Annotated in this window: 10 protein-coding genes; 8 read left to right on the forward strand and 2 right to left on the reverse strand. The window is 63.8% G+C overall.

Annotated elements, in window-relative coordinates:
* Nucleotides 1-89 precede the first annotated feature (89 nt).
* Entirely contained in the window at nt 90-524 is a 435-nt protein-coding gene (locus ACWDTF_RS24285) for an MspA family porin (RefSeq protein WP_449755208.1), read from the forward strand.
* Nucleotides 525-735: 211 nt separating this feature from the next.
* On the opposite strand, the gene ACWDTF_RS24290 is transcribed toward ACWDTF_RS24285, so the two are convergent.
* Nucleotides 736-987 (reverse strand): hypothetical protein, encoded by a 252-nt coding sequence (locus ACWDTF_RS24290; protein WP_433259723.1) that lies wholly within the window; start codon nt 985-987, stop codon nt 736-738.
* Between ACWDTF_RS24290 and ACWDTF_RS24295 the strand changes: the two genes are divergently transcribed.
* The 4 genes from ACWDTF_RS24295 (at nt 932) to ACWDTF_RS24310 (ending at nt 6,600) form a co-directional block, all read left to right on the forward strand.
* Complete coding sequence (locus ACWDTF_RS24295) at nt 932-1,627, forward strand: DUF6973 domain-containing protein (RefSeq protein ID WP_433259428.1); 696 nt, start codon at nt 932-934, stop codon at nt 1,625-1,627. The two genes, ACWDTF_RS24290 and ACWDTF_RS24295, sit on opposite strands and share 56 nt — an antisense overlap.
* Before the next feature lie 63 nt (nt 1,628-1,690).
* Complete coding sequence (locus ACWDTF_RS24300) at nt 1,691-2,179, forward strand: hypothetical protein (protein WP_449755209.1); 489 nt, start codon at nt 1,691-1,693, stop codon at nt 2,177-2,179.
* Between the two features lie 1,432 nt (nt 2,180-3,611).
* On the forward strand, nt 3,612-4,772 hold the full coding sequence (locus ACWDTF_RS24305) for a hypothetical protein (RefSeq protein ID WP_449755210.1): 1,161 nt from the start codon (nt 3,612-3,614) through the stop codon (nt 4,770-4,772).
* Nucleotides 4,773-5,289: 517 nt separating this feature from the next.
* A complete protein-coding gene (locus ACWDTF_RS24310; RefSeq protein ID WP_276614844.1) occupies nt 5,290-6,600 on the forward strand; it encodes an acyltransferase in 1,311 nt (436 codons plus the stop codon).
* Here ACWDTF_RS24310 and ACWDTF_RS24315 read toward each other — a convergent pair.
* Nucleotides 6,597-7,820, reverse strand: coding sequence for an oxygenase MpaB family protein (locus ACWDTF_RS24315; protein WP_240857627.1), 1,224 nt, complete (start codon nt 7,818-7,820; stop codon nt 6,597-6,599). The two genes, ACWDTF_RS24310 and ACWDTF_RS24315, sit on opposite strands and share 4 nt — an antisense overlap.
* Nucleotides 7,821-7,960: 140 nt before the next feature.
* On the opposite strand from ACWDTF_RS24315, the gene ACWDTF_RS24320 reads away from it, so the two are divergent.
* The 3 genes from ACWDTF_RS24320 to ACWDTF_RS24330 all read left to right on the forward strand — a co-directional run bounded on the left by ACWDTF_RS24320 (nt 7,961) and on the right by ACWDTF_RS24330 (nt 12,178).
* Nucleotides 7,961-8,656 carry a TetR/AcrR family transcriptional regulator gene (locus ACWDTF_RS24320; RefSeq protein ID WP_240857628.1) on the forward strand — a complete coding sequence of 232 codons (696 nt, stop codon included), beginning with the start codon at nt 7,961-7,963 and terminating at the stop codon, nt 8,654-8,656.
* Between the two features lie 185 nt (nt 8,657-8,841).
* Entirely contained in the window at nt 8,842-10,485 is a 1,644-nt protein-coding gene (locus ACWDTF_RS24325) for a cellulase family glycosylhydrolase (RefSeq protein ID WP_449755211.1), read from the forward strand.
* 67 nt (nt 10,486-10,552) lie between these two features.
* The gene (locus ACWDTF_RS24330; protein WP_433258323.1) at nt 10,553-12,178 is read left to right on the forward strand and encodes an MFS transporter; all 1,626 of its coding nucleotides are present in this window, start codon (nt 10,553-10,555) and stop codon (nt 12,176-12,178) included.
* Nucleotides 12,179-12,448 lie beyond the last annotated feature (270 nt).

Here is a 12,448-nt window from a genome sequence, read left to right on the forward strand (position 1 = left end):
TGGGCACTTTCATGGCCGCCACCGGGCACCCCCACGTGACCGCCTACGGGCAGTCTTGATGGCCACCAGTGGGCAGTTCTACATGTCCCTTGACATCGGCGCTCATCACCATCGCGAATCCGAAGCGGCTGCCCACTCAACCGGTCAATGTTGGTGTGCTCGAACAGTTCCTGCTGGTCGGCTGTCAGGTGGATGTGTCCGATGGGGCGACGTTCGGGCTCGGATCATCATTCGGGCCGCAGGCAAACGTCACGATCGCCAATCCGCCCGGATTCAGTATCGGTGGCGGTGCGCAGCTGACGCCGTCGATCTCGTCGAAGATCGTGCCCGGCCGGATCACTGAAATCTCTTTGGGCAAGAAGGAACTCACCACCAACCGGGCGTCCATCCGGGTTAAACGCGTCCACATCGGTGTCGATGGCTGCGCCGGCCCGACCACGGTGCGGGTGGTGTTCCGGTTCTCCGCGTCCAGCCCCACCAGCGACGACACGCTGAACGTCTACTCCGCCCGCACCTGGCTGTAGAACAGCACGCTCATCATGTCTTTCGGGGAAGGCCCACACTCTTGAGCATCCATCACACACCGCCACGGCCGGACCGTGTTCGTCTCCTGCTGTGGGGGTTCGAGACGCTTGTGGTTGCTATCGTCCTGGCCGTCACCGTGGCGTCACTGTCCTCGACGCCGCCTGCGGCAGCCGAAACACCGGCCGAGCGGTGCGCACGTGAAACCGCTGCCTACAACCAGACGTGGAAGCAGGCCTGGGTGGCCGCGCACCCAGGCAAGACGATCGCCGATGCTCCCACCCCGAACCCGCCGTACGTGTGCCACGACCCCGGGCCGACAACCACAACGACCACTTCCCAGCCCACCATCGCAGCACCACCCACGCTGCCCGGTACCAGCACCGCCACACCCGGCACCGGGCCCAACATGACCGCCCACGCACCCACCGACATACCCAGCCCAACCGCAGGACGGCGGCCCATCGTGCCGGTACCGAGCAGCCTCGTTCCAACGACGCCTGATTCTCGTCCGACGGGGACTGGGTCGCCGTCGGGTCCCGGTATTCCGCGGCCTACGTTTCGAACTCCAGTCGACACCGCAATTCCCACGTTCGATCGAGACGACACCGATGACGAGGCGGCCAAGAAGGCCGAACAACAGCGAATCGCTGGCTGGTGCGCGAGGCATCCGGTACGGGCATACCGATGCAACCGCATCAACGACGAAGACATCGCTGGGCAAGCTTGGTCAGAATCCAAGAAGTACTTTCCGGAAGGCGACGGCGCTGACAACCGCCAGGATGCAGCGCGACATTGCATATGGCTGGGCGGCATGACGGCCCGTGGCGACGAGACCATAGCGCGGTATTCTGCAGATACTCACGAGCAACTGTCGATCTCCCAGGTCGACGGGGATCCGAGCTATGGAAGACACTCAGAGATCATGGACCGGTACAACAATGAGACAGGAATCAAGATCGGAAAAGAGTCTGACGGCGATTTCGCAACTGTTATCAGCAAATGCGTCACCGCAGCGAATAATGCACGACGAATTCCGAGAAGCCAGCTAGAGGGAATGTCCAATCCGGGCGACGGGTCACTAATATTCTTCAGGGGTAGGTAGATGGTGATATTGAAGAGGCGCGCACACGCAGTTTCTGTATCTTTGCTCGGCAGCGCACTCTTGATGGCGATTGCCGCCACCGCTTGCAGCCCTGACCAACCCACCGGAAACTCAGGTGCTGCTGAGGGTGTAACCGAGACGATTCGGGCGTTCGCAGAAAACCAGACCTTGGAAGAATCTCAGGGCCTGATTTGTCCGCCACAGCGTGTGACGTCCCCGGAAATCCTTGCGACGGTTCGGCGCGAGGAAGTGCGAACTGGGGTTCCGCTGTTCAAACCATTTCCACCCGAAGACCGAGACTATGCCGACTTCCTGAGCGCGTACCGTGAGGTCAGTGTCCCTGCTGACGCAATCACCGTCGATACGGCCGGAACATCCGCATTCGTTGACGTCACCAAATTCGACAATCGAGTATTCGTCGATACCGGCAAGCCACTGCGATTCAGTAAGGTGGACGGTAAATGGATGTTTTGTGACGAGACCTTCCTGAGCAAGGCGTCCGTGACTGAATCCGCCGAAACCTATCTGAAGCAGGCCCGATCTCACAGATAACCGGTCATGAACTCAGCAATCTTCCGCATACTTCTACTGGCAAGTACACTTTCGGCTTTCGCAGTCCTGACTGCTTGCTCGCCGCCGCGCGGTTCTGAGCCATCGTCGTCCACCCCATCGACAGAGGCCGTCCTGGCTCGTCACGAGATCGCCGTGCGCGAGTGCACCGAGGAAATCAGGCACTTGTACCCCCCGTTCGAGCAACTGTCGTTTGCCAACTGGACAGACGACGGCTGGAATCCCGACCCCACCGGCGCAACTCGTGGCTATTGGGTGTACGACGTCGACGTCACAGCGCACCAGCAGAATAAGACCAGGCAGCACTCATGCAAGCTCTCCGAGACGACTGGCGGCCAGTACTTCGCCAAAGTGCTGCCTTCTTAGCTCAGCACCAAAACCGATCGTCAGCCCACGTCAGGAAACAAGCCGTGCCATCGGCTGCGCGGTCACGGATCGAACAGCCCTACGAACGCTGCGCCCGGCCGCGACTCAGTGCGCGGTGGACTTCGGATCGGCGTGAACCTACGCGATGATGCGGGAGGACCGATGAGCGGCACAGCAACTTGCGGATATCTGCCGGCTGCCTGACTTGCGTCGTGGTCGAGGTCCTTGGCTGCCTCGCCATGGTACCTGACTTGGCTCAACCCGACGACCTCCGCGACGCCATCAACGCGATCCGAGGTGGACACTAAATTGGGCCAAGTCAGGTTACAGCCCTGCGCGAGGAAAAGATCACCAACTCACGCCCGGGACGACCTACTGGGCACCGACAGCGTTGAGCCTCGAACGAGGCTTCAAAAGCTCCGCGACGCAGGGCTCCTCGTTCAACACGGCCAACGTGCACGCGCCTACTACACCCTCGGGCAGCTCGGGCCGAGCGCAAGCATTGAACGAATCTTGCTCGATGCGGCCAAGGCTGCGCCGCTCACCAACGCCCGCGCGCGCGAACTCACCGGGCTCGACCGAGCCACCGCTACATGAACACTTCGCCGACTGGTGCGCGCAGGTCGCCTCGTCCAATCCGGGGAACGCCGTGGAACTCGCTACACATCGATCGAGTGAGTACCGCTGACCGGCGATCGGCACTATCGGCAGTAGCAGTGTTACGAAACGTGCGAAATCGCGTTACTGAAGTCCAAACGCCGACTCAGTGATCTGCACTTTCGCGAATTTCCTCCAGTCCCACGAGAGCGGGACTGGGTGACCTCGTGGAGGAAATCACAGGTCTGCGAGTTTCCGGCGCGCGTTCACGGCAGTCGCGGCCCGATCGGCCACGTCAGCAGCGAATCGGACGGTCCAAAGTCTACGTCACGCGCCGGTCGGTGGGATTCGGCGGTCAGCGCACCTTACGCGCCGACCGCTCGAGCTCCTCTTGTCGGAGGTCACCGCTACGGTCGCGTCATGTCACACCGGATAGGAAAAACGGGGAAACATGAGTGAGTATCAGTACTACGAGTTCATGGCCATCGACCGGCCGCTCACCCCTGCCGAGCAGGCTCAGATCCGAGCGCTGTCGAGCCGGGCACGCATCAGCGCAACGGGTTTCGTCAACGAGTACGAGTGGGGTGACTTCCACGGATCCCCCGAAAAGCTGATGGAGCACTTCTACGACGCGCATCTGTACCTCAGCAATTGGGGCTCCCGCCGCCTGATGCTCCGACTCCCCCGCGATGTCCTCGACGTCGATGTCGCGACGACCTACTGCACCGGGGAACCGGCCACCGCGTGGTCTACCGACGACTCGACGGTGCTCGACTTCTTTCACGAAGGCGACGGCGAGGACGATTACGGCGATCTCTACAACGCAGATGTGTTGCTGTCGACCATGATCGGTGTCCGTGCCGAACTGGCCGCCGGCGATTTGCGACCCCTCTACCTGGCGTGGCTCGGAACACTGGGCACGCCTGATCTCCAGCACATCGACGACGTCGACCACGAGGACCCGGCGCCGCCCATTCCGCCGGGTCTGGCCGACCTCACCCCGGCGCAGGATGCACTCGCCGAATTCCTCGGTGTCGATGACGACCTGCTGGCCATCGCCGCCGAATCCTCGCCGGAGCTCGAAACCCGCTCCGACACCGAGGCTCTCGCCGCGTGGATCTCCTCGCTCCCGAGCGGCGAGAAGGACGACCTGCTCCTTCGCGTCGCATCCGGCGACCCGATGCGGGTGCAGGTGGAACTATCGCGGCGCTTCGTCGACGCCACAACAACCGGACAACCCGCTACAGCATCCCCAACAGCAGCAGCCCTCATCACCGACGCGGCTCAACTCCGCACCGACCTGGACACGCAGGCGGCCCTACGTCGCGCGGAGAACGACGCACGACGCGAGCAGGAACGTGCCGCCGCCTACGAGCGAAAGATCGAACAGCTGGCGTCGTCCCAGGATGTCGCGTGGTCACAGGTCGATTCGCTGATTTCCGCGCGCAAGCCGGACCACTACGACGCGGCTGTCGCGCTGCTCACCGACCTGCGCACCGTCGCCGAGCGCGGTGATAGCCAGGCGAGGTTCACCGAGCAGTGCAGTGCCCTGCGAAAGGCGCACTCCCGCAAGGTCACCCTCATCGAGCGACTGGATCTGGCGGGCATCTGACCAGAAACTGCCATCAAGCAGGTCTCGGCGCGCCGCCGCCTGGTCGACGCCGTCGTCGAGGCCACACCACTTTTTGGTCGTCGCCACCGGCCGTTTGTCGGCGAGGGATTCGACTGCCCTGCGCTCGACACGTTGTTCCTTGCCGCACCCATCGCGTTCAAGGGCCGCCTGGTGCAATATGCGGGCCGCGTGCTGCGCGCGTATCCCGGCAAGCAGACGGCCGAGGTGCACGACTAACACGATGTGGAGACCGGAGTTCTCGCCGCGTCGTTGGCCAAACGGTCACCCGGATACACCACTCTGGGGTTTCGAAGTCTGGGTTTTCGGAAACCGCCACGATGACCGGCGACCTGCACAACATTCACGGCAGCGATTCGCCGATCCAATCGCGTCCGGGAATATCGCCTCCGGCCTTGTGATGCATGTCACCGATTGCGCTCTCGTTGAGGTTATTGCCAGGAACGCTCCGTAAACTTCTGCGTTGCAGTTAGGTGACAATTTTCAGGAGGATGCTCTGTTGCGAAAGGCCAGTGACTCGCAGCGGCAGGGAATCCGAGAAAGCCGATCGATCGAAACGTCGCCCACCGCCGCGCCCGGAGCGCCGCGTCAGCCCAGAGCTCTGACCGCCGACTTCGTGCGTGCGGTGCTGTTCACCCTCGTGGTCGTGACGCACAGTGTCAACGCGATCGCCACCACCGACGTCATCCGCAATGCGGGTCTGGTCGGCACCCTGCTGCACCTCACCCGATACGGGTTCGTCGCCGTGACGCTCTACGTGCTGGTGCTCAGCATGCGCGGCAAGACGATGTCGCCACTGACCTTCTGGCGCAAACGCTTCGGGCTGGTCGTCGCGCCCTACCTGATCTGGACGGTCCTCTACAGCGTCACCGACCACATCATCATCCGCGACAACCCGTTCCCGCCCGCGGGCGAGTTCTTCACGTCGCTGGCGCAGCACAGTCTGATCGGCGAGGGCAAGTACCAGCTGTACTTCCTGCTCATCTCGATGCAGATCTACCTCTTCTTCCCCGCACTCGCATGGATGCACCGCAAGGTGGGATCGCATCCGTGGTGGATTCTCGGAGTCGCGGCAGCCATCCAGGCAACGTACTTCGTCGTCTACCAGTACCTGCCGCGTCCGGGCGGGCCGGCATGGACCTTCGTCTACGACCACGGCTGGAAACTGCTGCCGATGTACGCGCTGTTCATCGCGATCGGCATGCTGGCCGCTCATCATCGCACCGAGGTCGACGCTTGGATGCGCGAGCACGCGGTCGGCGTGATGGTCGCGGCCGGATTGTGCTTGTCGTTCAGCGTCGCGATGTACTTGATGTCGACGACGCCTGGCGTCTTCCCGGCCCAGGCCAGCACCCCGTGGAATCTTGCGTCGCTCCCCTGGTATCTCGGCGGGTTCGCGCTGTTGTGGCTGATCGCGCTGATGTGGAACGACCGCATCTCGGCCGGCCGAGGTCTTCTCTCCGCGGCCTTCGTGACGTGGGCGACCCTGCGTGCCTTCGGCGTCTTCGTCATCCACCCACTGATCCTGGACATCTTGGCCCGGATCGGATTCTTCGACTTCCTGTTCGCCGACGGCTTCCCGAATTCGCTGGCCAGCCGCGCGATCATCCTGGTGAGCACGGTGCTGGTGCTGTCGTTGGCGTCCGTCGAGCTCATCCTGCGTCTGCCGTTCAGCAAGTGGCTGGTCGCGCGGCCGCGTGTCCCGCTGTCGTTGGACTGGCTCCGCCGCATCACGGCGCGCATCCGAGCGACCCGTCGCGACGGCCGGGATGAGGAACCGACCGTCGCCGACGAGAGCGTCCCGGCTTAGCGGTAGTGCGGGTTGTTCAGAACCGGGATCTCGATGTTGATCGGCATCCGCAGTTCGGACATGTAGAACAGCACGAACTGACGCAGGAACTCGTCGATCATCCAGTACGCCTCCTTGGGCATGCCGACGTTCAAGATGCCCTCGCGGACCAGCACGTAAGGACCCCACGCGGTTTCGAGCAGCGGCGTCCAGACCGGTTCCCGCGGGATGTGCAGCGAGTCGGCGAACTTGTCTCCCAGCATGAATCGGGTGAGCGCACCGAGCACACCACGCGACAGCAGGGTCAGGTCGAGGTTCATGCCAAGGTCCAGCAGGATGTCGGCGAGCTTCTGCCCCTCGGGCGTCCAGTGCAGGATCGGGTCCAGCACCTGGCTCGCCTGCGCATCGGCCTGATCCCATGACGCCGGGATGTACTGATCCTGAACGCCCAGCATGTGGGCAGTGATCTGCCAGGAGTGCAGGAATCCCCTCGACTCGTCCTTCGCAATCGGGACGCGCCACTTCTCCAGATTGCGCATCACGGTCGTCGGCAGACTGTGCCAGGTGACCATGATGTCGGCCTGACTGATCGGCACCTTCTCCGTCGCGACATTCCTCCACCACGCCGACTGCGGGAGCATGTGACGGACCGCGGCATGGGCCAGACGGGTCTTGACGCAGGTCACAACCATCTCACCGTCGGGCCGATAGGCGTTGAGGGACCCGATGTCGTAGCCGAGTTTCGCGGTCTTGGTGATGCGGTCCTTCATGTCGGCGCCGCCACGCGAGTAGTACACGGCCTTGGCTTCGCGCGGGATCATCGTGCTCATCATGCCGCTGGCGAAACCATAGAGAACGCCCAGGTAGGTGCCGCGTTTCTGGTTGAACCGGACTGCTGTCTCGAGCTGACTCCGGTCGGCCCACGACGGCAGTTGCCGGGCGTGCTCCATGAAGTCACGCAGTTCACGCGGAAGTCCGGCCGGAAGCGGCTGGCCGTTCTTGGTCCAACTGCGGAGCAGCTGATTGACCTTGGGAACCTGGCCGCGGTCGAGCAGGTTCGCGACCACGGGATCGGCCTCGTCGTCCCACACCGTTCGCGGGTCGGCGCCGTTGCCGCGGCCGGGCACCGAGCCGGCCGGCGACCACGTCCAGGGTGTCCCCTGCGCGGCGACTGCCACGGCCCCCAGCGCTCCGACGGCACCTCCGGTCCGTAAGACCTGCCTTCTGCTGAGATTGTCCATTTTCCCCGTCCTTCATGTGGCAATGTGACAGTGATTGTCACCTTGTAACATTTCTATCACCGAGTGAGCCAGGACACAGCAGATTGTCAGAACTCGAAACAGTAGAATCAGGTCGAACGATCGTTCATCCAGGAGGCCCCGTGCGCGCAGCGCCGATCGAACCCGAGTCGACGCCCTCCCGATCGCGCCCGGAACAATCCCTGCTCGAGCGCGCATATCTCCGCGCACTCGACACCGCCGCCGACGAAGCGCCCGACCCCACCTCCGAGCGTCTCCTCGACGCGGCATTCGACCTGTTCTGCCGCACCGGGATTCAGCGCACACCGATGGAGAAGGTCGCTCAACGAGCCGGAGTCACCCGCGTCACGCTCTACCGGAAGTTCGAGACCAAGGACGCCCTCGTCGAACATGTGGTGCTTCGCGAGTTCCGTCGATACTTCGACCAGTTCCGCACCAACATCCACAACGCGTCGACGGTCGAGGACCGCGTCGTACTCGGTTTCGTCGCGTCGTTGCGAGCGATCTCGCACAACCCCCTGATCGGCGGCCTGTCCGACGCCGAACCCGCGTTGCTCATCGAATCGATGATCGGCGACAACGGGCAACTCCTCGCCACGGTCGGGCAGTTCGTCGCCGGTCAGCTGAGACGTGAACAGAGCGCAGGCAACGTGGCCGCCGACCTCGACGTCGATCTGGTCGCCGAGATGATGGTCCGGATCTCGGCGTCGTTCCTCACCGTGCCAAGCCGCATCGTCGCGATCGACGACGACGCGCAATTGGTCTCGCTCGCACGACAATTCCTCGTACCGATGCTGCGCCAACCGTCGTCGGGATAACATCGCGATCGAGCGGCGGATAACCGTTGTTCTGGTTCGGGGGCCCAACGTCGGGATGCGTCATGGCCGAGTCGAGAATGCTTGACCCGCTTCACCGTTCACAGACAGGTCCCCCGTCGAACCACAGACTGGCCAGAGTCGCGATTGCCGCGTGCGCGATCGCCGCCATGGTGGCCGCCGGCAGTATGACCTTCGCCGACCGCGTCGAGTACACGACGGTGACCACGGCGCCCTACTCGATTCCCGTCGTCCTCGTCGCATCCATCGATCAGTCGCCGACGACGCTCGGGGTCGCCGATTCCAACCTGTATCTCCTGAGTGATGCCGAGATCGCACGCACCCTCGACGAGCTGCAAGCGATGGGTGTCAAGGACATTCGGATCGGCGCACCGTGGATCTACATCCAACCCGACGGGCCCGACTCCTACGACTGGGAGAAGCTCGACACGATTGTCGACGCCGCGCAGGAGCGCGACATGAACATCGTCATGGTGGTGTCGGGAACACCGTCGTGGGCGGGGTTCCCGATCAACGGCCACGTCGACCCGGATGTCTACGCGACCTTCGCCGGCACCCTCGCCACCCGGTACCAGGGCCGGGTCTCCGCGTATGAGATCTGGAACGAGCCCAACGGTTTCGCCTTCTACAACCCGGTCGACCCCGAGGCCTACACGGCGATGCTCAAGGCGGCTTACCCCGCCATCAAGGCGGCCGACCCGGACGCGGTGGTGATCGCCGGCGTACTCGGGGCGGTGCCCACCGGTCTCGGCACCCTGAGTCCCGTCACGTTTGTGCAGCGCATGTATGCCGCGGGCGCGAAGGACAGCTTCGACGCCCTCTCCTATCACCCGTATCACTACTGGACCGCCTTCTCGGAGGGCGGCGACGTCACCGACTCGCCCATCAACCAGATGACGGCCATCTACGCGCTGATGGTCGCCAACGGCGACGGCGACCTCAAAATCTGGGCCACCGAATACGGCCTGCCGACGGGTCAGCTGTCGGAGGCCCAGCAGGCTGCCTACATCGCCGACCTGATCACCAGGTGGCAGACGATGGACGGCGCAGGTCCGATATTCATCTACAGCGCCCGGGATTCGAACACCGGAAGCTGGGACGCGGAGGACAACTTCGGCCTGTTCCGCACCGACTGGACGGCCAAGCCCGCGGTTGCCGTCGTCACCGCGATGATCGCCGACCTCGCCGACGGAAAGCTCGACAATCCCTTCACGGGCCCGATCCCGCAACCGTCGGTGCTCACCGTGCTGTCGGTGATCGCGGTGCAGTTCGTGGCGGGCGTCCTCCGCGTCCCACTCGGCATCCTCAAGACGGGTTTCGACGCTTTCACCGGTCTGGTCACCGACATCGTCAACTCGGTTCTCGGGCTGCTGGGTGTGTCGCCCGCATCGACGGCGGCCAAGGCCACCGCGGCCGTCCCCGATACCGCCGCTGTGCAGTCATTCTCGATCGCGTCGGAGCAGGAAGCGTCGGTAGTGAACAACCCGGTCGTGAACGACCCCGTCGTCAGCACCCCGGAGACGACCACAGCCCCAGCGCCGGCGCCCACCGTCAGCAAGTCGACCGCGCGCAACGAGCCGACCGGCAGCAAAACGAACAACAGCACAACCATCAACAAGCAGAACCAATCACCCGAATCGACCCCGAACGAGCCAGACGGAAGCGACGACGACCCGCCCGCGGATGAAACGTCCGACGCCACCGCTGACCACGGTGACACCACAACCGACACCACAACCGAGAACGACACAACCGACAGCACCACCGATCACGACTCTGACGGCGAGGGCAGTTCGACGGCGACCGAGTGACCCGCGGTTCGGGTCATCCCACCCGCATGACGGTGGTGTGAGCCACTTGCGCATATGCTTTCCAGCCATGCGCAACTGGTTCGTGATCGTCATCCTCGCGGTCTCCCAGTTCGTCATGGTGCTCGACAGCACCGTGATGAACGTGTCCATCTCCACCGTCGCCAAAGACCTGGACACGACGATCACCGGCATGCAGGCCGCGATCACGTTCTACACGCTGACGATGGCGGCGTTCATGCTGACCGGCGGTAAGTTCGGCGATCTGCTGGGCCGGGCCCGGGCCTTCAAGATCGGTTCGGTGATCTACGGCATCGGTTCGTTGCTCACCGCGCTCAGCCCCAACCTTCCCGTGCTTCTGTTCGGCTGGTCGCTGGTCGAAGGTCTCGGTGCGGTGCTGGTCATCCCGGCCATCGCCGCCCTGGCCGCTGTCAACTACACCGGCAAGGCCCGCGTCACCGCGTTCTCGATCCTGGGCGCCGTGACCGGACTCGCCGCCGCCGTCGGCCCGCTGATCGGTGGCCTGGTCACCACCTACCTCTCGTGGCGCTACGTCTTCGCCGCCGAGACCGTCGTGATGATCGGCGTGCTGCTCGTGTCCGGTCGGATCAAGGACGACGAACGCAACCGGGAGACCCGCATCGATCCGCTGTCGGTGCTGCTGTCGGCGGGCGGCATGGCCCTGGTCGTCTTCGGCGTGCTGCAGTCCAAGACCTGGGGCTGGCTCAAGCCGCTCAACCCACCCGAGATCGGCGACCGAACCATTGCGCCCCTGGGGGTTTCGCCGGTCGCCTACCTGATCCTCATCGGCGTCGTGGTGCTCTGGCTGTTCGTCATCCGGCAACGCGCCCTCTCGGATTCGGGCCGTCAGCCGCTCCTGAATGTCGACCTGCTGCGCATCGGCGCGCTCCGCGGCGGGCTGTCGGGATTCCTGGTGCAGTACTTCGCGATCGCGGCACTGTTCTTCGTCGTACCGGTCTACCTGCAGACGATGCTCGGCAAGGACGCCATGCAAACCGGGCTCAAGATCCTGCCGCTGTCCGCGGGTCTGGTGGTGTTCTCCGCGATCGGATCGTGGTTGACCGCCCATCGCTCCACCCGCTTCATCGCGCGACTTGGCCAGGTGGTGATGGCGGCGGGCATCCTGTTCACCATCGGCGCGATCGAACCCGCCTTGCGCGGATGGCTTTTCGCGATCGGCATGTTCGTGGTCGGCGCCGGATTCGGTCTGCTCGCCTCGCAGTTGGGGAATGCCAACATGTCTGCGGTGAAGGAGTCCGACACCTCGGAGGTCGGCGGACTGCAGGGCACCTTCCAGAATCTCGGATCGTCGTTCGGAACGGCAGTGGTCGGGTCGGTGTTCATCCTGCTGCTCGGCTCGGGTTTCACCACGTCGATCGAGGACGCCCAATCCCTCAGCCCGTCACAGAAACAGCAGATCATCGCCACGGTCAACGACGCCGGGGTGCCGATCATCTCCGAGTCGGAGGCGGTTGCACTGGTCGATCAGTCCGGCGGCTCCAAGGAAGCCTCGGCCGAGGTCGGCAAGGTGTACGCCGACAGTCAGATCGATGCACTCAAGCAGGCGTTGTTCATTGTCTTCGTGCTCACCGTCCTGTCACTGTTCCTGTCGAGGCGACTCCCCGATCGGGTCGCCGCCCCGACCGGGGCAGCCAACGAGGCTCGATCCACCTGATCCGAAGAGTACTGCCTTCGGCCTCCTGAACTGGGGGTATGCGGAGGCTTCGCGGCGGCCATCCCATCGCGATCGCGGGGTGTCCGCCGTGACACCGGCCCTCGACGACGAGCCTCTTCCCGCCTCCACGATCGCCGAGTCGCTCCGGACACTCTGTGTCCTGTTGGAGAATCTGTGGCCCTTCTGCTCTGAATGTGGATGGTTAGTTAGGCGTACGGGCCGGGTGTGGGCGGGTGGGCGCACGGGCGCTCGTAGGGTTGAAAGCTCCTA

It is taken from the genome of Gordonia sp. NPDC003422, assembly GCF_053588675.1.

Excerpts from the sequence above, each read along its gene's own strand:
- ACWDTF_RS24295 (WP_433259428.1), top strand. The coding sequence starts at position 932 with ATGACCGCCCACGCACCCACCGACATACCCAGCCCAACCGCAGGACGG.
- ACWDTF_RS24290 (WP_433259723.1), bottom strand. The coding sequence starts at position 987 with ATGGGCCGCCGTCCTGCGGTTGGGCTGGGTATGTCGGTGGGTGCGTGG.
- ACWDTF_RS24300 (WP_449755209.1), top strand. The coding sequence starts at position 1,691 with ATGGCGATTGCCGCCACCGCTTGCAGCCCTGACCAACCCACCGGAAAC.
- ACWDTF_RS24305 (WP_449755210.1), top strand. The coding sequence starts at position 3,612 with ATGAGTGAGTATCAGTACTACGAGTTCATGGCCATCGACCGGCCGCTC.
- ACWDTF_RS24315 (WP_240857627.1), bottom strand. The coding sequence starts at position 7,820 with ATGGACAATCTCAGCAGAAGGCAGGTCTTACGGACCGGAGGTGCCGTC.
- ACWDTF_RS24325 (WP_449755211.1), top strand. The coding sequence starts at position 8,842 with ATGACCTTCGCCGACCGCGTCGAGTACACGACGGTGACCACGGCGCCC.
- ACWDTF_RS24330 (WP_433258323.1), top strand. The coding sequence starts at position 10,553 with ATGCGCAACTGGTTCGTGATCGTCATCCTCGCGGTCTCCCAGTTCGTC.